Source organism: Tsukamurella ocularis (assembly GCF_024807615.1).
Classification (GTDB): Bacteria; Actinomycetota; Actinomycetes; order Mycobacteriales; family Mycobacteriaceae; genus Tsukamurella; species Tsukamurella ocularis.
In genome coordinates this window covers 353342-375514 of record NZ_JANUCJ010000001.1, presented here as the reverse complement: position 1 = coordinate 375514, position 22173 = coordinate 353342, and the positions used below count along the sequence as shown (strand labels likewise).

Below are 22173 nucleotides of genomic sequence, written 5' to 3'. Positions count from 1 at the left end.
GGGTGGCGAACTGGACCGGCAGCCGGCTGCCGGTGTTCTTCGAGGCGCCCGAGCAGCAGCCCGACCATCGGCCGCTCGCGGTCGACGCCGACACCACGCCGCGGCAGCTGGTGCTGCGCACCATGTTCGGCGATCGGTCGCGGACGCTGCCCGCGGGCCTGCTCATCATCGGGCACCAGGTCGGCGAGGCGCTGGTGCCCGTGGTGATGGGCCTTGCGATCGACCGGGCCATCCAGACCGGGGACTGGGCGGCGACGATCCGCTGGGTCCTCGTGCTCGCGGTCCTGTTCGCCTTCCTCTCGTTCAGCTTCCGGTTCGGCTCGCGCATCGGCTTCCTCGGCATGAACACCGTGCAGCACCGGCTGCGCACCCAGGTGACCGACCGGATCCTGGATCCACGCGGCCTGGGCGGCGGCCACTCGCCGGGCGTGCTGCTCTCCATCGCCACCTCCGACGTGCAGCGCCTCGCCATGTCGGTCGCGCTGGGGCTCTATCCGGTGGGCGAGCTCGCGGCGATCGTCTTCTGCGGCGTCGTGCTGCTGTCGATCTCGTGGCAGTTGGGCCTGCTCGTGCTGCTCGGGGCGCCGGCGATGCTGTGGTGCCTCGACAAGGCGGGCGGCGCCCTGCGCGCCCGCAGCGAGGCCGAGCAGCGGGCCGCCGGCGAGGCCGCGGGGGCCGCGGCCGACCTGGTCGCCGGGTTCCGCGTGGTCAAGGGCATGCACGCCGAGGCCGAGGCCGACCGGCGGTACCGGTCGGCGAGCGCCCGCGCCCTCGCCGCCGTCATCAAGGCGCGCCGCTCCGAGGGCGCCTACGTGGGCGCGATGGAAGCCGTCGCCGCGGCATTCGTGGTGCTCGTCGGGATACTCGCCGGCGTGCAGACCGTGCGCGGCGACCTCACCGTCGGCCAGCTCATCACTGTCGTGGGCCTCACCCAGGTCGTGATGGCACCGCTGCAGGCCATGGGCACCAACTTCGGCAAGTTCTGGGTCGCCGGGAACGCCTCGGCGAAGCGCGTGCTGATGGTGCTGCAGGCGCCCTTCGCGCGCGACGAGGGCGTCCTGCACGCGCACGACGGGGACGAGGTGCCGGTGCGGCTCTCCGGCGTCCCCGCGGGCGAGGGCGTCGTCGACCTGGAGTTCCCGCGCACCGGGGTCACCGCCGTGGTGTGCGGCGCCGAAACCACCGCCGCCGCGACCGCCCTGCTCGCACGCACGAGCACCCCGCGGGCCGGGGCATCGGTCACCGTCGGCGGCACCGACCTGTACACGCTCACCCAGCCGGTGGCGCTGCGGACCGTGCGCGTCGCGCCGCACGCGACCACCCTGTTCGAGGGCACCGTCGAGGAGAACGTCGCCGCCGGCGGCACGCCCGACCGGGTCGCGGCGGCGCTGCTCGCCGCCGCCTGCGACGACGTCCTGGAAGTCCTGCCCAACGGGCTCCAGACCTCCGTAGGCGAGGCCGGCCGGCTCCTCTCGGGCGGCCAGCGCCAGCGCGTCGCGCTGGCCCGCGCGCTCGCCACCGACACGCGCACCCTGGTGCTCGTCGACCCGACCAGCGCGGTCGACTCGGTCACCGAGGCCGTGATCGCCGACCGGTTGGGCGCGGCCCGCGAGGGCCTCGCGACCGTCGTCTTCACCGGCTCCCCGACGCTGATCGCGGCGGCCGACACCGTGCTCACCGTCAGCACTGCCGGAGCGGAGGTCCACGCGTGAGCGCTCCCACCACGACCGTCGCCGCCGGCGTCCTGCCGATCGCCGACGGAGCGGCGACCTTCCGCTTCGCCCGCGGCCTGCTTGCGGGCAAGCGCGGCGCCCTCGCCCTCGTGTTCGTGGTCCTGCTCGTGGGCGCCGCCCTCGGGCTGGCCGTCCCGTGGGGCTTCGGCGCGATCGTCGACATCGCGATCGACGGCGGCGGCTACGCCGGCGTCCTGCGGATCGGCGGGCTCATGGCGGCCGCGGCGATCGCCTCGGCGGTCTTCACCGGTCTTGGCATCGCCCTCTCCGCGCAGGTCTTCGAGACCGCGCTCGCCCGGCTGCGGGAGTCGATGGTCGGGGCGGCGCTGCGGCTCTCCCAGTCCCGCGTCGAGGAGGCCGGGTCGGGTGACCTGGTCTCCCGCGCCACCGACGACGTCGGCGCGGTCAGCCAGGCCATCTCCCGTGGCGTGCCCGCGCTCGCCCGGTCCGGCTTCTCCGTCGCCGTGACCATCGCCGGTTTCGCCGCGCTCGACTGGCGTTTCCTGGCGGTCGTGGTCGTCGTGCTGCCCGTTTACGTACTCGGCGCGCGGATGTACGTGCGCGTCGCGCCGCCGGTCTACCGCTCCGAGCGGGCGGCCATGGCGGAGCGGGCGCACCACATGCTCGGGTCGATCCGCGGCCTGCCCACCGTGCACGCCTACGACCTCATGGACCGCGCGAGCCTGCGGGTCAGCGACGGTTCGTGGCGGGTCGTGCGGTGGACGATGCGCGCGCGGATCGTGCAGAACCGCCTTTTCGGTCGGGTCAACCTCGCCGAGTTCGTCGGTATGGCCGCGATCCTCGTGCTCGGGTTCGCCCTCGTCGACGGAGACCTGGTCACCGTCGGCGCCGTCACCACCGCGATGCTGCTGTTCCTGCGGCTGTTCGGGCCGATCGGTGCGCTCCTGCTGGTGATGGACGACATCCAGTCCGCGGGGGCCTCTCTCGCCCGCATCGTCGGGGTGATCGGGGTGGCCGACGACGAGGCGTCGGGACCGGCACCGTCGGGCGTGGTGGACGTGAGCGGCGGGCCGCCCCGCGTCGAGGTCGACGGCGTCACCTTCGGGTACGGCGGCGGGCGCCGCGTGCTCGACGGGGTCACGGTGCGGCTGGAACCGGGGGAGACGGTGGCCGTGGTCGGCACGTCCGGCGCCGGGAAGACCACCCTCGCCGCCCTCATCGCGGGCGTCCACGTGCCCGACGCGGGCACGGTGCGGATCGGCGGTGCCGACCTCGCGACGCTGTCGGATTCCGCCGCGCCGGTGCTGCTCACGCAGGACGTCCACGTCTTCGCCGGCACCCTCGCCGAGGACCTGCGGATGGCGGCGCCCTCGGCGTCCGACGAGCACCTGCACGCCGCCCTGGCGCGGGTGGGCGCCGACGAGTGGGTGTCCCTGCTCGATGCCGGGCTGGACACCGTCGTCGGAGCGGGAGGACAGGCGCTCACCCCGCAGCGGGAGCAGCAGCTAGCGCTGGCTCGCCTGGTGTTGCTCGACCCGCCCGTCGTGATCCTCGACGAGGCCACCGCCGACGCCGACAGCGCCGACGCGGACCTGCTCGAAGAGGCCGCGCAGGCGGCTCTCGTCGGGCGGACGGCCCTCGTCGTAGCGCACCGTCTCAGCCAGGCGGCCCGGGCCGACCGGATCCTGGTGATGGAGCGCGGCGCGATCGCCGAGCAGGGTACGCACGACGAACTGCGCAGCGCGGGTGGACGGTACGCCGCCCTCTGGGCGGCGTGGAGCCGTCACCGGTGAGGTGACGCGGACGGTCAGGCGCCGTGGAAGGCGCGGTAGACGGCGGAGCCGTAGAACTTCCCGATCCCCTCGGAGTCGCCGCGCCACTGCGGCCCGGCGTCGTCGGGACGGCCGACCAGCATCGACCGGACGGCGGCCTCGCACGCCGAGACGAACAGCTCCATGAGCATGGGCAGCTTCTCGTCGAGGTCCTGCATGTCCCACCAGCGGATGAGGGCCGGCCGGATCCACTCCTCGGCCTGTTTCGCGAGGGTCGCGCGCGCGCCCTGGACGCGGTGCACGACCTCGGGGTCGGTGACGCCGGAGAACAGCAGCTGCCAGGTGTCGGCGCGCTCGTTGACAGCGGTCAGCAGGCCGCGCATGCCGATGATGAACGCGGTCTCCGGATCCTCGCCGTGGGCGTTGTGCAGCGACGCGAGAACGTAGGTCATCATCGTCTCGGTCTCGCGGTCGAGCAGCTCGGTGATGAGCGCGACGCGATCCGGGAAGCACGAGTAGATGACGGGGCGCGTGACCTGCAGGCGGTCGGCGACGGTACCGATGGTCACGGCGGCGAGGCCGTCGCGCGCGGCGATCTCCAGCGCGGCGTCGAGGACCTGGGGGCGGCGACGCTCGGGCCCGAGGTGCTCGGCGCGCCGGCGTCCGCGGTTAGCGGTGGTGGGCATTCCGCACAGTTTACCTTTTCGCAGGCACCGCGCGTTCACGCGACGTTCACCCGCCGGTCCGCGCCTGCCCGTAGCCTTCGGCGCGTGATGGATCTCGACCTGCCCGTGGGCATCGACTTGAGCGCGGTCAGCGGCCGCGAGGCGCTGCAGAAGATCGTCGACCTGCGGGCGACCGAGGGCTTCTCCGTGAACGACGACGATGACGACGACCCGGTGCTCCTCACCCCCGAGCGGCACGTCGTCGACACCTGGCGCGAGGGCTACCCGTACTCGGAGCGCCTCGCCCGGTCCGAGTACGAACGGGACAAGCGCCTGCTGCAGATCGAGCTGCTCAAGCTGCAGCGCTGGGTCAAGGACACCGGCCAGCGGCTGGTCATCGTCTTCGAGGGCCGCGACGCCGCCGGCAAGGGCGGCACCATCAAGCGCTTCATGGAGCACCTCAACCCGCGTGGCGCCCGCGTGGTGGCGCTGGTCAAGCCCACCGAGCGCGAGGCCGGCGAGTGGTACTTCCAGCGCTACATCGACCACTTCCCGACCAAGGGCGAGATCGTCCTGTTCGACCGCTCCTGGTACAACCGCGGCGGCGTCGAGCGGGTCATGGGCTTCTGCTCCGACGAGCAGCACGAGCGCTGGACGCATCAGGTGCCGCTGTTCGAGAAGATGCTGGTCGAGGACGGTATCGACGTCACTAAGTTCTGGTTCTCCGTGACCCAGCTCGAGCAGCGCACCCGCTTCGCGATCCGCCAGATCGACCCCGTGCGGCAGTGGAAGCTCTCGCCGATGGACCTCGCCTCGCTGGACAAGTGGGACGGGTACACCGCGGCGAAGGAGGAGATGTTCACCGCGACGGACACCGACTACGCGCCGTGGACCGTGGTGAAGAGCAACGATAAGAAGCGGGCCCGCCTCAACGCCATGCGCTACATCCTCGACAAGTTCGACTACGACAACAAGGACATGGACGTCCTGGCCGCCGGCCCGGATCCGCTCATCGTCGGCCGCGGGCGCGACCTGATCAGCGACTGACAGTCGCTCGAGCGGCCCGGATTCGACGGGGCCGTCGAGTACCGTTGTCCCCGTGCGTTCTCTGACGGCCTTCCTCCTCGTTCTCGTCGCGATTGCGGCCACGTTCGTGGCGGTCCCCGCGACGTGGGCGAAGAATACGGTGCTCGACCGCGCCGAGTTCATGACGCTCATGGAGCCGCTGGGCCGCGACAGCGCCGTACAGGACGCGATGGCGCAGGAGATCGCCCAGCAGGTGCAGCGGCTGCTCACCGAGCAGGGAGACGCCCGCCCTCCGCTCGACGCGATCACGCCTTACGTCTCCACCTACGTGCACGGGCCGCAGTTCCCGGCCGCCTTCACAGAGGCCGTGGGCCAGGTGCACACCTGGCTGCTGGTGCGGCCCACCGCCGAGCAGCGGCTGCGCGGCGCGACGACTGCGGAGATCGACCTCGCGCCGATGATCCGCGACGTTGCGGCCGCGAACAACGTGAAGGTGACCGTCCCGGAGCGAGTCACCATCGACCTGTCCGGGACCGGCGCGAACCGGGATCTGTTCCGGGCCGGACGGTATGCGTCCGTCGCCGACACGATCCGGTCGGCGGCGTGGATCGCGCCCCTGACCGCGCTCGCCGCGGCGCTGCTCGCGTTGCTGGCCGCACATCGCCGCGGCTTCATGATGTTCTACCTGGGGCTCGGCGTCGCCGTTGCCGCGGGCGTGACGTGGATGCTGTGCGTCGCGGCACCGTCGTACGTGTCGAGCCGGAGCGGGACCGGCGGGCTGAGCCCCGTGGTGGACGCCGCGCTCGCGCAGGTGACGAAGAGCCTGACGCCGTGGATCATGACCGAGGCGGCGGTCGGCGGTGCGCTCGCGCTGCTGGGGCTGATCTTCGGTGGGCTCGGTGCCGTGGCCGCACGGCGGGCGGAACGGCGCGCCTGGTGACGTCGACGGCGCGGCCCACCGTCGCGACGCTCACGTACAAGGACGGCACCACCAATCCCGTCCGGATCTTCCGCGGCCCCGATCCCACGGCGCCCGTGCTCATGATCTGGCCCGGCGTGAACGTGCCCGCCGGCTACTTCGACGACTTCGGGCGCGGGCTGATCGACGCGGGCTTCAACGCGGTCGTCGCCGAGCTGCGCGGGCAGGGCGATTCGCGGCCCCGCGGCGCCGGGGGGAAGCACGGCTTCCAGGACGTGGTGGTCGAGGATTACCCCGCGGTCTCCGCGCTGGCCCGGCAGAAGTTCCCCGGCGCGCCGCGGGTCCTGCTGGGGCACAGCCTCGGTGGCCTGATGGGCGTGATGTACGCGGCTCGGGCCCGCCGGAATCTCGCCGGGGTGATCCTGATCGCCTGTGGCACGGGCTATTACAAGCTCGACGGGCTGTCGGGGGCCGCGCGTCGGATCGGGACCTCCGTCGCCGCGCGCGCCGCCGCCCGACGGGGCCACTGGTCCGGTCCGGACGGCCTCGGCGAGGTGCCCGCCGGGATCGTGGCCGATTTCGATCATCTCGTGCAGACCGGCGACTTCAACGTCGCCGGCGCGGACGTGGACTACGAGGCGCGTCTGGCGGGGACGCGGACACCGGTGCTGACCGTCGCGATCGCGGGTGATGAGCTGGTCTCCGAGAAGCAGTCGCGGTTCGTGGGGGAGAAGTTCCCGTCGTCGGTCCACCGGCGGATTGCGGATCCGCTGGGGCACAACCAATGGATCCTCTCGCCCGGTGCGGTGATCCCCGCGCTGTCGGGGTGGATCGCGCAGCACGTGTAGCAGGCGGCCAGCCTGGACGGGCCGGGGCATCGTCGGGCATGGTTATGCGGTCCGCGCATCGTCCGCGCGTGGTCCGGCGGCGAGCACACCTTTCGAAGCGTTCTGCGATCGCTGTGGCGAATTCCGTCGCAGAACGCTTGGAAAGGTGGATTAGCCGGCGAGGCCGGTGACCAGGACCGGGTTGTGTGCGGGCGCCAGCCATTTCAGCAGCGTGATCATGCCGTCGCGGCTGATCGCGACGCAGCCCAGCGTCGGCTTGCCGTCGGTGACGTGCAGGAACATCGCGCCGCCCTTGCCCGGGGTGTGGCTGGGGTTGTTGTCGAAGTGCACGGCGTAGTCGTAGACGGGGCCGATGTCGTAGAGGTTCTCGCTCTCGGGCCCGGGGCTGGCTGCCTGGACGACCATGCGGTCATAGGTGGGGGAGTTGACGTTCCCGTCCCACCAGTGCTGATTCGTCACCTTCGTGTAGGGCAGGGTGGTGCCCGGGTTGTCCTGCCGGCCGAACGCGAGGTCGAGCGTGAAGACGCCGAACGGGGTGCGGGGCACGCCGTCCTTGCCCTCGCCGATGCCCTGCTGGCCGACCTTGCCCGGGACCGGTCCGTAGACCTTCGTCCACCCCTGCGCGAGCAAGGCCCAGGCCGAGACCTGCACGTCGGTCGAGGAGAACGATGGTGCCGCCACCGTGATGACCTCACGGGCCTTCGGCGCGGCCGCGACCGCGGCGTCGAGCAGCGCCTTGTCGGCGTCGGCCGCGACGGCGTGCGGGACGGTCAGCGACGTGGCGACCGCGGCGGCGGGCAACGCAGCCAGCCCCACCAGCACCTGACGCCTCTTCAGCAACATGCGTCACATTATGGCACGAGCTGGGGTTTCCCGTGAAGCCGGCGAGTGGCACGCTGCGACGGGGCCCCGGCTTCCGTACCTTCGAGGCGTGGATACGACGAGGGACCTCTGGCTGCTGGTGGCGCGGGCGAGCGTCGGGGTGATGTTCTTCCTCAGCGGGTGGGGGAAGGTCGCGAACCCGAAGCGCTTCGCCGCCGACTTCGCGGCGTGGGGGATACCGGAACCCGACCTCGCGTCGACCGTGACGGCGTGGGCGGAGCTGGTCCTCGGCGTGCTTCTCGTTCTGGGCCTGCTCAGTCGGTTCGCGGCCGCGGGCCTTGCCGTCACCATGCTCGGCGCGATCTACTACTCGGTGTGGCCGGCGGCGGTCGAGGCGTCAACCACGATCCCCGGCTTCCTGAGTCGGTTCTTCTACAGTCCCGAGTGGCTACTGCTCCTGGTGCTGCTCGCCCTCGCGGGCGCTGGCCCGGGCCGGTTCGCCCTCGACGAGCCGTTCGGCATCGAGGCTCGGCTTCAGCGCAGGTGACGCTCCACGCGCTCGACCTTGGCTGTGAGCTGACCGGTATGTCCGGGGCGGATGTCGCACTTGACCACGAGGGAGACGCGCGGCGCGCTCTCGGCGAGGCGGTCGACGCACGCCTTGATCACGCCCATCACCTCGGCCCACTCGCCCTCGATCGTGGTGAACATCGCCGTGGTCTCGTTGGGCAGTCCCGACGCGCGCACGATGGCGACGGCCTCCGCGACCGCTGCGGCGACGCCACCGTCGGCACTCTGGTCCCCGCCCATCGGGCTAATCGAGAACGCTGCGAGCATGTTTCCTCCTAGGTCGGGTCGACGGTGGTCGACGGTCCCAGTTCGCGCCACAGGAATTCGTAGGCGAGGGCGGATTTGAAGGCGGCCTGCTTGTTGTCGGCGGCGCCGCCGTGGCCGCCCTCGATGTTCTCGTAGTAGTCCACCTCGATGCCGCGCTCGCGCAGCGCCGCGACGAACTTGCGGGCGTGGCCGGGGTGCACGCGGTCGTCGCGGGTCGACGTGGTGACCAGGAGCGAGGGCAGTTCGCCCGGGCCGTCCGGCAGGTTCTGGTACGGCGAGTACTCGCTGATGTACGCCCACTGCGCGGGATCGTCCGGATCGCCGTACTCGGCCATCCACGACGCGCCGGCGAGAAGCTGGTGGTAGCGCCGCATGTCCAGCAGCGGCACCTGGCAGACGATGGCGCCGAACAGTTCCGGGTACCGCGTGTACATCACGCCCATGAGCAGTCCGCCGTTCGAGCCGCCCTGCGCGCCCAGCTGCTCGCGCGTGGTGATGCCGCGGGCCACGAGGTCCTTCGCCACGGCGGCGAAGTCCTCGTAGGCGCGCAGTCGGTTCTCCTTCAACGCCGCAGTGTGCCAGTCGGGTCCGTATTCGCCGCCGCCGCGGATGTTCGCCAGAACGTAGACGCCGCCGCGCTCGATCCACGACGTCCCGGACACGGCGGTGTAGTCCGGCGTCAGGGAGACCTCGAAGCCGCCGTAGCCGTACAGCAGGGTCGGCTGCGGCCCGTCCGCGGGCCTGCGCACGACGAAGTAGGGCACCTGCGTGCCGTCGTCGCTGGTGGCGAAGAACTGCTCGGCGGTGACGCCCGTGGCGTCGTAGAACGCGGGCGCGGACTTGAGCGGCTCCACGGATGCGCCGGCCGTGCCGTGCAGCAGGGTGGGTGGCAGGGTGAAACCGCTGGCGGTGGCGAAGATCTCGTCGCCCTCGCGCGGATCGGTGTAGTAGACGCCGATCTCGGCCAGCTCGGGGAAGCCGCGGGTCTCCCGCTTCTCCCACGTGCCGGGCTCGAGGGTGTGCAGCTCCGAGCGCACGTCCCGCATCGTCGACAGAAGCAAGTAGTTCCTGGTCCACGAGTAGCCCGCGAGGGCCGTGTGCGCGTCGGGGGTGAAGACGGTGCTGTACTCGCGTGAACCCGCCCGGTAGGCGTCGAAGTCGAAGGCCACCAAGGCGCCCGGGGGCACCGTCCCGGTGGGCAGCTCCCACGCGGACTTCGGGCGCACCAGCAGTCGCGACTCGTGCACGTCGGCGTCGGCGTCGGTCGGGACGTCGATCCTCTCCAGCGCCAGCGTGTCCGGCGAGAGCAGGTAGATCTCGCTGTTGTAGAAGTCAATGGAGCGCGAGACGAAATGCCGCTCGTAGTCGGGGGTGTCGTCGTGGCCGGCGCCGATCGAGACGTCGGAGTGATGGCCCTCGTAGACCAGGTCCGCGTGGCCGAGCGGGGTGTCGCGGCGCCACCGCTTCACGAGCCGCGGGTACCCCGAATCCGTGAGCGAGCCGGGCCCGAAATCGGTTCCGACGTAGACGGTGTCCTTGTCGATCCACGAGATCCGGCTCTTGGCCTCCGGGAGGGAGAAGCCACCGTCGACGAACCCCCGGCGCGAGATGGAGAACTCGCGTACCACCGTCGCGTCCGCGCCGCCGCGGGAGAGGGAGACGAGCGCGCGGTCGTACGGCGCACCGTCGGGCGACTCCGCGCGGAGGACGGCAGCCCCGCCCCACACCCAGTTCTCGCCCTCGGCCTCGCGGAGGGCGTCGACGTCGATGACGACGTCCCACTCGGGGCTGTCGGTGCGGAAGGACTCGAGGGTGGTGCGGCGCCACAGGCCGTACGGGTGCTGGGCGTCGCGCCAGAAGTTCCACAGGTACTCGCCGCGGCGCACCGGGTAGGGGATGCGCTGGTCGGTGTCGAGGATGGCGAGCACGCCCGCCTCAAGCTCGTCGAACCTCGGTCCGGTCAGGCGCGCGGTGCTCGCGGTGTTGCGTTCCCGGGCCCAATCCAGGGCAGTGGCGGATTCCACTTCTTCGAGCCATGCGTACTGGTCCATGGACTCCACACTAGGGCTAGGCTGAAAGCCGTGGCTGATCACTTTGACACTGTTGTACTCGGCGCCGGCCCAGGAGGCTACGTCGCCGCTATTCGCGCCGCCCAACTCGGGCAGAAGGTCGCGGTCATCGAGGAGAAGTACTGGGGCGGTGTGTGCCTGAACGTGGGCTGCATCCCGTCGAAGGCGCTTCTGAAGAACGCCGAGCTGGCGCACACCTTCACGCACAAGGCGCAGCTGTTCGGCATCTCCGGTGACGTCTCGTTCGACTTCGGCGCGGCGTTCGACCGCAGCCGCAAGGTGTCGGAGGGGATCGTCAAGGGCGTTCACTTCCTCATGAAGAAGAACAAGATCACCGAGATCAACGGCTACGGCACCTTCGTCGACGCCAAGACCATCCAGGTCGGCGACCAGACGGTGACGGGCGACAACATCATCATCGACACCGGTTCGACGGTGCGCCTGCTGCCCGGCGTCACGCTCTCCGACAACGTGGTCACCTACGAGGAGCAGATCCTCACCCGCGACCTGCCCGCGTCCATCGCCATCGTGGGCGCAGGCGCCATCGGCATGGAGTTCGCGTACGTCCTCAAGAACTACGGCGTGGACGTCACCATCATCGAGTTCCTGGACCGCGCGCTGCCCAACGAGGACGCCGACATCTCCAAGGAGATCGCCAAGCAGTACAAGAAGCTGGGCGTCAACATCCTGACCTCCACCAAGGTCGAGTCGGTCGACGACCAGGGCTCGCAGGTCGTCGTGAGGTACACCGGCCCGAAGGGCGCCGGGGAGATCACCGTCTCCAAGGTGCTCATGTCGATCGGCTTCGCGCCGCGTGTCGAGGGCTTCGGCCTGGAGAAGACGGGCGTCGCCCTCACCGAGCGCGGCGCCATCGCCATTGACGACTACATGCGCACCAACGTGCCCGGCGTCTACGCCATCGGCGACGTCACCGCGAAGCTGCAGCTGGCGCACGTCGCCGAGGCGCAGGGCGTCGTGGCCGCCGAGACCATCGCCGGCGCGGAGACGCAGGCGCTGGGCGACTACCGCATGATGCCGCGCGCCACTTTCTGCCAGCCGCAGGTCGCCTCGTTCGGCCTCACCGAGCAGCAGGCCAAGGACGAGGGCTACGACGTCAAGACCGCCACCTTCCCGTACTCGGCGAACGGCAAGGCCCAGGGCCTCGGCGAGCCCGTCGGCTTCGTCAAGCTGGTCTCCGACGCGAAGTACGGCGAGCTGCTCGGCGGCCACCTCATCGGCCCCGACGTCTCCGAGCTGCTGCCCGAGCTGACCCTCGCGCAGAAGTGGGACCTCACCGTCAACGAGCTGGCCCGCAACGTGCACACGCACCCGACGCTGTCGGAGGCGCTGCAGGAGTCGATTCACGGCCTCGCCGGCCACATGATCAACCTGTAGCCACCGGCCCGGCAGCGCGCCGGTCCGTTCCGAGATTCGGGTTCTGCGGACGAGCGACGGATGATCGTGCTTCGTACCGCCGCAGATCCCGAGTTTCGGTCGTCAGTGGTGTCCGACGACGTTCACGACGGTGCCGTCGGGGGCGCGGACGAAAAAGCGGCGGGGGCCCCACTCCTCGCTCGTGAGCGGGTGCACGATCTCGTAGCCCGCGGCCTGCGCCTCCGCGTAGGCCGCCTCGACGTCGTCGGTCATCACGGACAGGTCCGAGTCGATCTCCGCGGTCCGATCGCCGGTCACCAGCTGCACGCTGGCGCCGTGGTCGGAGGAGGAGAAGCGGGCGACCCAGCCGAGATTGAACTCCTCGTCGCCGAGCCCGAGGAAGTCCGCGTAGAAGCCGCGGGCGGTGGCGATGTCGTCGACGGTGATGTTCGGGATCACCTTGTGCACCCGCATGATCAGGCCTTCTCGGGCTGGATGCCGAGAACGTCGATCGCGGTCGCGAGGCCGTCGTAGTTGGTGGCCAGCATGACGATTTCGACCAGCTTGCGGTCATCGTAGAACGCTGCGAGGCGGGCCCAGGCCTCGTCGGTGACCGCCTTGTCCTCGACCAGCTCGGTGACGACATCGAGCAGCGCGGCGCTGCGCTCGTCCCAGCCGGAGCCGTCGAAGATGCGCTCGAACTGCGCCTCCGTCAGTCCCGCCTGCGCGCCGATGCGGCGGTGGTGGCCCAGCTCGTAGGCGTTCTCCCGCAGGAAGGCGACGCGGACGATGACCGTCTCCGACTCCGACCGCTTCAGCGCGCCGAAGGGCATGAGCATGCCGGAGTAGCCGAGCCACCCGACGAACAGCCGCTTGGTGCGGCCGAGGGTGGAGAACAGGTGCATGTCGTCGGCGCGGATCGCCTTCGCGCCGATCTTGGCGATGGCGTAGTTGATGGGGCCGAGCTGGCGGAGTCCGCCGGGAGTCACGCGCGGTGTCATGCCGTGAACGCTACCGGCCGCGGCCGCCCGGCGGATCCGCCTAACGGACGAGGTACGGGGAGATGGTGGAGCGGTGCTCGTCGATATCCAGACTCTTGCCGATGGCGGGGAAGGCGCGTTGGGGGCAGCCGGCGCGTTCGCACACGCGGCAGCCGGCGCCGATCGGGGTGGCGTTGGCGTCGGAGAGGTCGAGGCCGCGGGCGTAGACCAGGCGGTGCGCGTGCCGCAGCTCGCAGCCGATGCCGATCGCAAAAGTCTTGCCCGGCTGGCCGTACCGGGCGGCCCGCCGCTCGACGGTGCGCGCGACCCACAGATAATTGCGGCCATCGGGCATCTCGACGATCTGCGTGATGATCTTGCCCGGCCACGCGAAGGTCTCGTAGACGTTCCACAGCGGGCAGGTGCCGCCGGACGCGGAGAAGTGGAAGCCGGTGGAGCTCTGTCTCTTGCTCATGTTGCCCGCGCGGTCGACGCGGACGAAGGATAGCGGCACGCCGCGCAGGTTCGGCCGCTGCAGCGTCGACATGCGGTGCGCGATGGTCTCGTAGCTCACCGAGAAGAAGGAGGAGAGGCGCTCGATGTCGTACTCGAACTCCTCGGCGGCGCCGTGGAACTGTGTGTACGGCAGCACGACGGCCGCGGCGTAGTAGTTCGCGAGCCCCAGGCGGGCGAGGGCGCGGGCCTCGTCGGAGCCGAAGCCGGCACCGTCGACCAGGGCGTCGATCTCCCGGCCGCACTCCAGGTACGCGAGCTCGGCCGCCATCTTGAAGACCTGCTGCCCGCTCGACAGGTGGCGGTTGATCTCCAGCACGCGGGTGCGCGGGTCGTAGCGGTGCAGCACCGTCTCCCCGAGGTCGACGCGCCGCCGGATGGAGACGTTGTGCACGGCCTCGAGTCGCGTGACGATCTCGGTGCGCACGTCGGCGTTGTGCATGCGCATCCGCGCGGTGAGCTCCTCAGCGGCGACGTCGAGCTCGTGGAAGTAATTCTGCCGCTGGTAGAAGAAGTCCCGCACCTCCTCGTGCGGATTCGGGATGCTGCCGCGGGCACCGGGATCGTTGCGACCGTCCGTCACCTGTGCCAGCTGGTCGGCGGCGCCGAGGTAGCGGCGGTGCAGGGCGACCATCGCGCGGGCGAAGCCGGGGTGATCGCGCGCGAGCTCGGACAGTTCGTCGGTGCTGGTGGGCGCGTCGACGTCCATCGTGACCTCGCGCAGCTCCGCGATCAGCCGCGTCTGGTCCTGGGAGTTGAAGAAGGAGGTGTCGACGCCGAAGACGTCCGTGATCTTCAGGAGTACCGGGACGCTGAGCGGCCGCACGTCGTGCTCGATCTGGTTCAGGTACGACGGCGAGATCTCCAGCGCCTCCGCGAGGGACGCCTGCGACAGCCCGCGCTCCTTGCGCAGGCCGCGGAGTCGTGCCCCCACGAAGGTCTTGGACATGCGGCGAAGTTTAGTCGCGGAGTCGCAGCTACCGTCCGGTTCCGGAGGTTCACGCCCGCCTTCGCAGTGAGGTGCGTCACAAGACGGTGGCGGCGATGCGCGGCGAGGCGGCGGCGGACCGTCGGGAACGGGGTCGAGAGGCTCGGCGCCCCGCGCCGGCAAACTCCCAGTACGAGCGTACTTTTTTCGCCGATGCCCGCCGCGGACCTTCGCAGGATTAGCAGGATCGGAGTGATTTCATGGCTTGCTTTGGCATCTTCGACCACCTTGGCCTGCGCCTTTAGGTGTGGCACAGTAGGCGAAGGCGCAACGCCGGGACAGCGAATCGGGTTAGCGATAACTCTCGCTCAGCCTCCCGGTAGCCGATCAGATCCACATCGACGCAGAGAAGAACGGGGAGCCAATGAGCACCGTCGGACAGCCGCGGACCGCCGCCGAGATCCAGCAGGATTGGGACACCAACCCGCGTTGGAAGGGCATCACGCGCGAGTACACCGCCGAGCAGGTCGCCGAGCTGCAGGGCAGCGTCGTCGAGGAGAACACCCTCGCTCGCCGCGGCGCGGAGATCCTGTGGGACGGCGTCACCAAGGGTGATGGCTCCTACATCAACGCCCTGGGTGCCCTCACCGGCAACATGGCCGTGCAGCAGGTGCGCGCCGGCCTCAAGGCGATCTACCTCTCCGGCTGGCAGGTCGCCGGTGACGCCAACCTCTCGGGCCACACCTACCCCGACCAGTCGCTGTACCCGGCCAACTCGGTCCCGTCGGTCGTGCGTCGCATCAACAACGCCATGCTCCGCGCCGACGAGATCGCCCGCGTCGAGGGTGACAAGTCCGTCGACAACTGGGTCGTGCCGATCGTGGCCGACGGCGAGGCCGGCTTCGGTGGCGCCCTGAACGTCTACGAGCTGCAGAAGGCCATGATCGCCGCGGGTGCCGCCGGTACCCACTGGGAGGATCAGCTCGCCTCGGAGAAGAAGTGCGGCCACCTCGGTGGCAAGGTGCTCATCCCCACCCAGCAGCACATCCGCACGCTGACCTCGGCCCGCCTGGCCGCCGACGTGGCGAACACCCCCACCGTCGTCATCGCGCGCACCGACGCCGAGGCCGCCACTCTGATCACCTCGGACGTCGACGATCGCGACAAGCCGTTCGTGACCGGTGAGCGCACCGCCGAGGGCTTCTACAACATCAAGAACGGCATCGAGCCCTGCATCGCCCGTGCCAAGGCCTACGCGCCGTACGCGGACATGATCTGGATGGAGACCGGCGTTCCGGACCTCGAGGTCGCCAAGAAGTTTGCGGAGTCGGTCAAGGCCGAGTTCCCGGACCAGCTGCTGTCCTACAACTGCTCGCCGTCCTTCAACTGGAAGCAGGCGCTGGACGACGCGACCATCGCCAAGTTCCAGAAGGAGCTGGGCGCGATGGGCTTCACCTTCCAGTTCATCACGCTGGCCGGCTTCCACGCCCTCAACCACTCGATGTTCGACCTGGCCTACGGCTACGCCCGCGAGGGCATGACCGCCTACGTCGACCTGCAGGAGCGCGAGTTCGCGTCCGAGGCGCGCGGCTACACCGCCACCAAGCACCAGCGTGAGGTCGGCGCCGGCTACTTCGACCGCATCGCCACCACCGTCGACCCCAACACGTCCACCGCGGCGCTCAAGGGCTCGACCGAAGAGGGCCAGTTCCACTAGGGATTGGCAAGGAGATACCTGGCGCTCGGATCGTGACACGTGCATGAGATGAGATGAGGGTAACTCTGCTGGGGTACGCCTAGAACGTGCCCGACTACCTGACAGGCGGCCCGCAACGCGATGTTGCGGGCCGCTTGCATATCGGCAGAAGTTTCGGAGAGGCGGAAATGTCTGAAGTTGTTTCGCGGGTCGGCGTCGTCGGCGCGGGCCAGATGGGCGGCGGCATCGCCGAGGTGTCCGCGCGCGCGGGTGCCGATGTGCTGGTCTGGGAGGCCACCGAGGAGCTCGCGGCCGGCGGCCGCGCCCGCATCCTCAAGTCGCTGGACCGCGCCGTGTCCAGTGGCAAGATCACCGAGCGTGAGCGTGACCAGGCTGCCGAGCGGCTGAAGTTCACCACCGACCTCGCCGATTTCGCGGACCGCCAGCTCGTGGTCGAGGCGATCGTCGAGAACGAAGCCGTCAAGGCGGAGATCTTCGGCAAGCTCGACGAGGTCATCACCGACCCCGACGCCGTGCTCGCGTCCAACACCTCGTCGCTGCCGATCCAGCGCATCGCCACCGCCACGAAGAACCCCGGCCGCGTGCTGGGCCTGCACTTCTTCAACCCGGTGCCCGTGCTGCCGCTGGTCGAGGTGATCAGCTCGCTGTCGACGTCGGAGGCCGCCGCAGCCCGCGCCGAGCAGTTCGCGTCCGAGGTGCTGGGCAAGCAGGTCGTGCGCGCGACGGACCGCTCCGGCTTCATCGTCAACGCGCTGCTGGTGCCGTACCTGCTCTCGGCCATCCGCATGTACGAGTCGGGCTTCGCCACCGCCGAGGACATCGACAAGGGCATGATGCTCGGCTGCGCCCATCCGATGGGCCCGCTCAAGCTGGCCGACCTCGTCGGCCTGGACACGGTGAAGTTCATCGCCGACGCGATGTACGCCGAGTACAAGGAGCCCACCTACGCCGCGCCGCCGCTGCTGCTGCGCCTGGTGGAGGCCGGCTACGTCGGCAAGAAGTCGGGCCGCGGAATCTACGAGTACCCCGCCAAGTAGGTCCACCCCGAGCGAACGCGTTGCTGAACCGGCAAGGAAACTTGCCGGTTCAGCTGGTTCTAGCGCACGGTGGAGTCATGAACCAAACGCAGATCCTGGACACCGTCATCGTCGGCGGCGGGGCCGCCGGGCTCACCGCCGCGCAGGTCCTCGGCCGGGCGCGACGGTCCGTCACCGTCGTCGATGCGGGCGCGCCCCGCAACGCCCCGGCCGAGCACATGCACGGCTACCTCGGCCACGACGGGCTGAACCCCGCGGAGCTCCTCGCGATCGGCCGCCGCGAGGCGCAGGCCTACGGCGTGCGCATCCTCTCCGGTGCGGCGACGGCCGTGCGCCGGGACGGCGACCTCGTCGAGGTCGTCGTCGGCGACGAAGTGCTGCGCGCCCGCACCCTCCTGGTCGCCACCGGCCTCACCGACGTGCTGCCCGACGTCCCCGGAGTCGCCGAGCGCTTCGGCCGCGACGCCATCCACTGCCCTTTCTGCCACGGCTACGAGGTGCGCGACCGTCCGCTCGCCGTGCTCGGCGGCGACAACCCCGCCATGTCCGTCCACCAGGCGCTGCTCATCCCGCAGTGGTCGCGCGACCTGGTCTTCTTCACCAACGGCCTCGCGATCGACGACGCCGACCGGGCGCGGATCGAAGCGCGCGGGACCCGCATCGTCGACGGTGCCGTGGCCGGCCTGGTCGTCGAGGACGATGCCCTGCGCGCCGTCCGCCTCGCCGACGGCACCGAGATCCTGCGCGAGGCCGTCTTCGTCGGCCCGCGCTTCGTACCGCAGGACGAGTTGCTGCTGCAGCTGGGCGCCGAGCGCGGCGCCGCCGGGCCCTTCCCGACGGTCCCCGTCGACCCGATGGGTGCGGTCGCCGGGCAGCCGAGCGTGTGGGCGGCCGGCAACGTCGTGAACCCGATGGCGCAGGTCATCGTCGCAGCCGGAGCGGGCTCCGTCGCCGCGACCGCGATCAGCGCGCACCTGCTCGAGCGCGACATCGCGGCGGAGATGGACAGGGTCGCGCCCGCGATCTGACCCGGCCCGCGAAGGCGACGCGCTAGCGTGGCCGCATGACCAGCGCACTCGACCGGGTGGAGGGACTCCTCGACCCCGGCCGGCTCGGCCGCGAGCCCGACCGCAGCCACGGCTACCTCGACGTCCTCGGCCCCGACACCGCGAAGCCGACGGGCTTGAGCAACGCGCTGATGCACAACCCGGCGCTGGCCGCGGTGTACGAGAAGGCGTGGCGGCCCGCCTTCACCCGTCTGTTCAGCCTCGGAGGTAGCGGCACGCTCAGCCGCACCGACGTGCTGCTCGAGGAGCTCACCGGCCGGGGCGAGCAGAAGGTGCTCGACGTGGCCTGCGGGCCAGGGCTGTACACGAAGCCGCTGGCTCGCAAGCTGCGCGGCGACGGCGTCGTCGTCGGGCTCGACGTCTCCGAGGCCATGCTGCAGCGCGCGGTGCGCGACAACGCCGACGACCGCGTCGCCTACGTGCGCGGCAGTGCCCTCGACGTACCCTTCCCGGACGAGACGTTCGACACCGTGGTCTGCCTCGCGGCGCTCTATCTGATCCCCGCGCCGCGGCTCGCGGTCCGTGAGATCTGCCGCGTCACCACGCCGGGCGGCCGGGTGGCGCTCTTCACCTCGCTGCAGACGCCGCTCACGGCGGTGCTCGGCTCGTCGACCGCGGAGCGGGTCTCCGGCTTCCGCTGGTTCGGCAAGGACGAGATCACCGGCTGGCTGCGGGACGACGGGCTCGTCGACGTGCAGCAGACCGTCAGCGGGCAGGGACAGTTCGTCACCGCCCGCAAGCCGCAGTGACCCGGCTCGGCCGTCACGCCGGGGGATAGGCGGCGAGCAGATCCGCGCGCAGCGGGTCCGTCGTGTGCGGTGCCCACAGCGCCTGGACGGGGACCTGCGGGGCGTCGTCGAGCTCGACGACGGTGACCCGGCCCCCGAACCGCGGTCCGGCGGGGTCGGTGACGAAGGCCGCAGCGTGCGGCGAGGTCAGCACCGCCGTCGCGGGCGGTGTTCCCTGTACGCGGTTGACCAGCAGGTCCGGTTCGAAGCCCGCGCGACGGCACTGCGCGACGAGGAAGTCGGTGTAGAACGAGGCGTGCGGCGGCGCCCACACCACGATGGGCGCGCCGGCGAGATCCGCCAGCGCCAGCGACTCCCGGCCGGCCAGCTCGTGGTCGTGGTGCAGCGCGACCCGCATCCGGTGGTAGGTGAGCGTGACCCCGGCCAGCCGGTCCGGGAGGGCGACGCCCCGGCGCAGCACCAGATCGACGGTGCCCGCCTCCAGCTCGGCGGCCATCGCCGACGGGAACAGCTCTCGCACGGTGATCGACGGTGACTCCGGCCGATCGACGAGCGGTTCGAGCAGCTCGTAGGCCTCGTCGGCGGTCACCGCGGGGCTGCGGCCTACGACGAAGACCCGCGGGCGGTCCGCTCCTGCAGCGCGGGCCCGCGCTGCGAGGAGTCGGGCGCCGGACAGGACGGACGGCGCACCGTCGTACAGGGATCGCGCGGCGGGGGTGGGGGCGAGGCGGCGTCCGGACCGGGTGAACAGCGGCGTGCCGAGCTCCCGCTCGAGCTGGCGGAGCGCGGCGGAGAGGGCCTGCTGGCTCAGGTGCAGGCGGGCGGCCGCGGCAGCGAGCGAGGGCTCCTCCATCGCGGCGACGAACTGCTCCAGGCGGCGGAGATCCGGCGTTGTCACCCGACCAGCATCTCACAACTAATAGTGGTGAATAGTCCGGAAAGATTCGATTGTGAGTTGACGATCGGGCTCGTACGTTGGGTATTGCAAACGTGTCATCAACCCCGACGAAGGAGAGACATCCATGACGAAGCTCGCAGGGAAGACCGCGGTCGTGGCAGGCGGCGGCAAGAACCTCGGTGGCCTGGTCAGCCGCCAGCTCGCCGGACTGGGCGCGAACGTGGTCGTGCACTACAACAGCCCGTCGTCGGAGACGGAGGCGCGCGAGACCGCGGCCGCCGTCGAGGCCGCCGGTGGCAAGGCGCTGCTCTTCCAGGGCGACCTCACCGCGCCCGCCAAGGTCACCGAGCTGTTCGACGCGGCCGTCGCCGAGTTCGGCGGCGTGGACGTGGCCGTGAACACCGTCGGCAAGGTGCTCCGCAAGCCGATCCTCGAGACCAGCGAGGAGGAGTACGACTCGATGCTGGACATCAATGCGAAGGCGGCCTACTTCTTCATCAAGGAGGCCGGCCGCACGCTGAACGACGACGGGGCGCTCATCACCATCGTCACCGCGCTGCTGGGCGCCTTCACCGACGGCTACTCGACCTACGCGGGCGGCAAGTCGCCCGTGGAGCACTTCAACCGCGCCGCGGCCAAGGAGTTCGGCGTCCGCGGGATCAGCGTCAACGCCATCGCGCCCGGCCCGATGGACACGCCCTTCTTCTACGGCCAGGAGACGCCCGAGCGCGTCGAGTTCCACAAGTCGCAGGGCATGGGCAACCGCCTCACCTTCATCGAGGACATCGCGCCGATCGTCGATTTCCTCGCCACCGACGGCCACTGGATTACCGGCCAGACGCTGTTCGCGAACGGTGGCTACACCACGCGCTGACATCGGCGCGCGCCGGCGGTCCACCCGGCCTTACGATGATCGACGTTTCGTGCGATCACGAACACGTGGGCGACGAGGAGGAGACCTCAGTGACCGATGGACCGTCGGCGGTGCGCCGCCGCTTGACCCGGATGGCGGGGCGCGACCCTCACGAGGAGGGCCGCACGGCCACCACGCTGGAGTTGTTCTTCGACCTCACCTTCGTGGTGGTCTTCTCCCTCGCCGGGGTGCAGCTGGCGGACGCGATCGCGGAGGCGCACTACTTCACGGCCTTCCTCGGCTTCGGGTTGTGCGCCTTCGCGGCGGTCTGGGCGTGGATCAACTTCACCTGGATGGCCTCGGCCTTCGACACCGACGACTGGCTCTTCCGCGCCGTGACCATGCTGCAGATGATCGGCGTCTGCATCATGGCCCTCGGCGTCGAGCCCTTCTTCACCTCGGTCACCGCCGGCGTACAGCCGAACAACACGGTGCTCGTCATCGGCTACGTGGTGATGCGCGTGGCACTGCTCGCGCAATGGACCCGCGTGGCGTTCTCCTCGCCGCGGTACCGCTCCGCCGCGGTCACCTACATCATCGCGATCACGGTCGCGCAGATCGGCTGGGTGTTCAGCGCCTTCGCCCCGCTGACGCTGACCCAGTTCATCGTCTTCGGCCTGATCCTGTTCGCGGTGGAACTCGGCGGACCGGTCGTTGCGGAGCTGCGGCAGCGCACCCCGTGGAACCCGCACCACATCGCCGAGCGCTACGGGCTGCTCACCATCATCACGCTCGGCGAGGGCGTGGTCGGCACCGTTGTTGCGCTGCAGGCGCTGCTCAAGGCGCAGGGCTGGAGCCTCGACATCGCCGTGCTCGGCGTCTCGGCGATGGTGCTGAACCTCTCGATCTGGTGGATCTACTTCTCGATCCCCGTCGGGCACGCGCTGGTCCGAACTCCGAACAAGTGCTTCGCCTGGGGCTACGGGCACATCGTCATCTTCATGGCGATCGCCGCCTTCGGTGCAGGGCTGCACGTCGAAGCGCTGGGCATCTCGCACGAGGCGCACGTGAGCAACGTGGTGGTCGCCTCCGCGTTCATCCTGCCGCTCGCCGTCGCCGTCCTCGGGATCGAGATCATGGACGCCTACCTGTGCGGGTTCGACGGCCACCGCGCCGTCACCGTCGGCATCACCCTGGCCCTGCTCGGTGCCGGCGTCGCGGCCGTCGTCGCCGGGGCCACGCCGCTGGCCGCACTCGTGTGGAGCGCCATCGCCCTGCTGGTGCAGGTCGTCGTCGAGGAGCTGTGGTCCGGCAAGCGCCGGGCCGAGCGCCTGGCATAGCGCTCCCTAGAGGGGTGGCGCACTCCCTACGTCCATGGACATGGGGAGTGCACGACTCGCCATGG

21 protein-coding genes are annotated in these 22173 nt (G+C 70.4%); 13 read left to right on the top strand and 8 right to left on the bottom strand.

What is annotated here, in order from left to right; genetic code table 11:
- Nucleotides 1–2 precede the first annotated feature (2 nt).
- Nucleotides 3–1712, top strand: coding sequence for an ABC transporter transmembrane domain-containing protein (locus tag HNP44_RS01945; RefSeq protein ID WP_259144208.1), 1710 nt, complete (start codon nucleotides 3–5; stop codon nucleotides 1710–1712).
- Complete coding sequence (locus HNP44_RS01940; RefSeq protein WP_259144207.1) at nucleotides 1709–3487, top strand: ABC transporter ATP-binding protein; 1779 nt, start codon at nucleotides 1709–1711, stop codon at nucleotides 3485–3487. Before HNP44_RS01945 ends, HNP44_RS01940 begins: the two co-directional genes overlap by 4 nt.
- A gap of 14 nt (nucleotides 3488–3501) precedes the next feature.
- Here HNP44_RS01940 and HNP44_RS01935 read toward each other — a convergent pair whose 3' ends face one another.
- Nucleotides 3502–4152, bottom strand: coding sequence for a TetR/AcrR family transcriptional regulator (locus HNP44_RS01935; RefSeq protein ID WP_259144205.1), 651 nt, complete (start codon nucleotides 4150–4152; stop codon nucleotides 3502–3504).
- Nucleotides 4153–4239: 87 nt separating this feature from the next.
- Here HNP44_RS01935 and ppk2 point away from each other — a divergent pair, with 87 nt between their 5' ends.
- Genes ppk2 through HNP44_RS01920 form a run of 3 tightly spaced genes read left to right on the top strand, consistent with a single transcriptional unit; the run spans nucleotide 4240 to nucleotide 6924 of the window.
- Entirely contained in the window at nucleotides 4240–5178 is a 939-nt protein-coding gene (gene ppk2, locus HNP44_RS01930; protein ID WP_224645384.1) for a polyphosphate kinase 2, read from the top strand.
- 52 nt (nucleotides 5179–5230) lie between these two features.
- Entirely contained in the window at nucleotides 5231–6097 is an 867-nt protein-coding gene (locus HNP44_RS01925) for a hypothetical protein (RefSeq protein ID WP_259144203.1), read from the top strand.
- Nucleotides 6094–6924: an alpha/beta fold hydrolase gene (locus HNP44_RS01920; RefSeq protein WP_259144202.1), complete on the top strand. Its 831-nt coding sequence runs from the start codon at nucleotides 6094–6096 to the stop codon at nucleotides 6922–6924. The genes HNP44_RS01925 and HNP44_RS01920 overlap by 4 nt, the downstream gene beginning before the upstream one ends.
- Before the next feature lie 150 nt (nucleotides 6925–7074).
- On the opposite strand, the gene HNP44_RS01915 is transcribed toward HNP44_RS01920, so the two are convergent.
- The gene (locus HNP44_RS01915) at nucleotides 7075–7767 is read right to left on the bottom strand and encodes a L,D-transpeptidase family protein (protein WP_259144201.1); all 693 of its coding nucleotides are present in this window, start codon (nucleotides 7765–7767) and stop codon (nucleotides 7075–7077) included.
- Nucleotides 7768–7855: 88 nt separating this feature from the next.
- On the opposite strand from HNP44_RS01915, the gene HNP44_RS01910 reads away from it, so the two are divergent.
- Nucleotides 7856–8293 (top strand): DoxX family protein, encoded by a 438-nt coding sequence (locus HNP44_RS01910; RefSeq protein ID WP_259144200.1) that lies wholly within the window; start codon nucleotides 7856–7858, stop codon nucleotides 8291–8293.
- Here the strand turns inward: HNP44_RS01910 and HNP44_RS01905 are convergent.
- Entirely contained in the window at nucleotides 8281–8583 is a 303-nt protein-coding gene (locus HNP44_RS01905; RefSeq protein WP_259144199.1) for a thiamine-binding protein, read from the bottom strand. The genes HNP44_RS01910 and HNP44_RS01905 overlap by 13 nt on opposite strands.
- 8 nt (nucleotides 8584–8591) lie before the next feature.
- A complete protein-coding gene (locus HNP44_RS01900; RefSeq protein WP_374758716.1) occupies nucleotides 8592–10676 on the bottom strand; it encodes a prolyl oligopeptidase family serine peptidase in 2085 nt (694 codons plus the stop codon).
- On the opposite strand from HNP44_RS01900, the gene lpdA reads away from it, so the two are divergent.
- Nucleotides 10665–12047, top strand: coding sequence for a dihydrolipoyl dehydrogenase (lpdA, locus tag HNP44_RS01895; protein WP_259144198.1), 1383 nt, complete (start codon nucleotides 10665–10667; stop codon nucleotides 12045–12047). The genes HNP44_RS01900 and lpdA overlap by 12 nt on opposite strands.
- A gap of 102 nt (nucleotides 12048–12149) precedes the next feature.
- Here lpdA and HNP44_RS01890 read toward each other — a convergent pair whose 3' ends face one another.
- Genes HNP44_RS01890 through ramB form a run of 3 tightly spaced genes read right to left on the bottom strand, consistent with a single transcriptional unit; the run spans nucleotide 12150 to nucleotide 14468 of the window.
- Complete coding sequence (locus tag HNP44_RS01890) at nucleotides 12150–12500, bottom strand: VOC family protein (RefSeq protein ID WP_259144197.1); 351 nt, start codon at nucleotides 12498–12500, stop codon at nucleotides 12150–12152.
- Between the two features lie 2 nt (nucleotides 12501–12502).
- The gene (locus HNP44_RS01885) at nucleotides 12503–13027 is read right to left on the bottom strand and encodes a carboxymuconolactone decarboxylase family protein (RefSeq protein WP_259144195.1); all 525 of its coding nucleotides are present in this window, start codon (nucleotides 13025–13027) and stop codon (nucleotides 12503–12505) included.
- A gap of 40 nt (nucleotides 13028–13067) precedes the next feature.
- A complete protein-coding gene (ramB, locus tag HNP44_RS01880) occupies nucleotides 13068–14468 on the bottom strand; it encodes an acetate metabolism transcriptional regulator RamB (RefSeq protein ID WP_259144194.1) in 1401 nt (466 codons plus the stop codon).
- A gap of 403 nt (nucleotides 14469–14871) precedes the next feature.
- On the opposite strand from ramB, the gene aceA reads away from it, so the two are divergent.
- From aceA to HNP44_RS01860, 4 genes are all read left to right on the top strand, one after another.
- Nucleotides 14872–16164, top strand: coding sequence for an isocitrate lyase (gene aceA, locus HNP44_RS01875; protein WP_259144193.1), 1293 nt, complete (start codon nucleotides 14872–14874; stop codon nucleotides 16162–16164).
- Between the two features lie 167 nt (nucleotides 16165–16331).
- Complete coding sequence (locus tag HNP44_RS01870) at nucleotides 16332–17201, top strand: 3-hydroxybutyryl-CoA dehydrogenase (RefSeq protein ID WP_259144192.1); 870 nt, start codon at nucleotides 16332–16334, stop codon at nucleotides 17199–17201.
- 77 nt (nucleotides 17202–17278) lie between these two features.
- Nucleotides 17279–18229 carry an NAD(P)/FAD-dependent oxidoreductase gene (locus HNP44_RS01865; RefSeq protein ID WP_259144191.1) on the top strand — a complete coding sequence of 317 codons (951 nt, stop codon included), beginning with the start codon at nucleotides 17279–17281 and terminating at the stop codon, nucleotides 18227–18229.
- Between the two features lie 35 nt (nucleotides 18230–18264).
- Nucleotides 18265–19017 carry a class I SAM-dependent methyltransferase gene (locus tag HNP44_RS01860; RefSeq protein ID WP_259144190.1) on the top strand — a complete coding sequence of 251 codons (753 nt, stop codon included), beginning with the start codon at nucleotides 18265–18267 and terminating at the stop codon, nucleotides 19015–19017.
- A gap of 13 nt (nucleotides 19018–19030) precedes the next feature.
- Here HNP44_RS01860 and HNP44_RS01855 read toward each other — a convergent pair whose 3' ends face one another.
- Complete coding sequence (locus HNP44_RS01855; RefSeq protein ID WP_259144189.1) at nucleotides 19031–19915, bottom strand: LysR family transcriptional regulator; 885 nt, start codon at nucleotides 19913–19915, stop codon at nucleotides 19031–19033.
- Between the two features lie 124 nt (nucleotides 19916–20039).
- Between HNP44_RS01855 and HNP44_RS01850 the strand changes: the two genes are divergently transcribed.
- The gene (locus tag HNP44_RS01850) at nucleotides 20040–20789 is read left to right on the top strand and encodes an SDR family oxidoreductase (protein WP_259172162.1); all 750 of its coding nucleotides are present in this window, start codon (nucleotides 20040–20042) and stop codon (nucleotides 20787–20789) included.
- A gap of 89 nt (nucleotides 20790–20878) precedes the next feature.
- Nucleotides 20879–22108, top strand: coding sequence for a low temperature requirement protein A (locus HNP44_RS01845; protein ID WP_259144187.1), 1230 nt, complete (start codon nucleotides 20879–20881; stop codon nucleotides 22106–22108).
- Nucleotides 22109–22173: the final 65 nt, after the last annotated feature.

What these genes read in the sequence shown, in the direction of transcription:
- ramB (WP_259144194.1), bottom strand. Translation starts at nt 14,468, where the DNA reads ATGTCCAAGACCTTCGTGGGGGCACGACTCCGCGGCCTGCGCAAGGAG.
- HNP44_RS01890 (WP_259144197.1), bottom strand. Translation starts at nt 12,500, where the DNA reads ATGCGGGTGCACAAGGTGATCCCGAACATCACCGTCGACGACATCGCC.
- aceA (WP_259144193.1), top strand. Translation starts at nt 14,872, where the DNA reads ATGAGCACCGTCGGACAGCCGCGGACCGCCGCCGAGATCCAGCAGGAT.
- HNP44_RS01850 (WP_259172162.1), top strand. Translation starts at nt 20,040, where the DNA reads ATGACGAAGCTCGCAGGGAAGACCGCGGTCGTGGCAGGCGGCGGCAAG.
- HNP44_RS01905 (WP_259144199.1), bottom strand. Translation starts at nt 8,583, where the DNA reads ATGCTCGCAGCGTTCTCGATTAGCCCGATGGGCGGGGACCAGAGTGCC.
- HNP44_RS01935 (WP_259144205.1), bottom strand. Translation starts at nt 4,152, where the DNA reads ATGCCCACCACCGCTAACCGCGGACGCCGGCGCGCCGAGCACCTCGGG.
- HNP44_RS01870 (WP_259144192.1), top strand. Translation starts at nt 16,332, where the DNA reads ATGTCTGAAGTTGTTTCGCGGGTCGGCGTCGTCGGCGCGGGCCAGATG.
- HNP44_RS01885 (WP_259144195.1), bottom strand. Translation starts at nt 13,027, where the DNA reads ATGACACCGCGCGTGACTCCCGGCGGACTCCGCCAGCTCGGCCCCATC.
- HNP44_RS01915 (WP_259144201.1), bottom strand. Translation starts at nt 7,767, where the DNA reads ATGTTGCTGAAGAGGCGTCAGGTGCTGGTGGGGCTGGCTGCGTTGCCC.
- HNP44_RS01865 (WP_259144191.1), top strand. Translation starts at nt 17,279, where the DNA reads ATGAACCAAACGCAGATCCTGGACACCGTCATCGTCGGCGGCGGGGCC.
- ppk2 (WP_224645384.1), top strand. Translation starts at nt 4,240, where the DNA reads ATGGATCTCGACCTGCCCGTGGGCATCGACTTGAGCGCGGTCAGCGGC.
- HNP44_RS01860 (WP_259144190.1), top strand. Translation starts at nt 18,265, where the DNA reads ATGACCAGCGCACTCGACCGGGTGGAGGGACTCCTCGACCCCGGCCGG.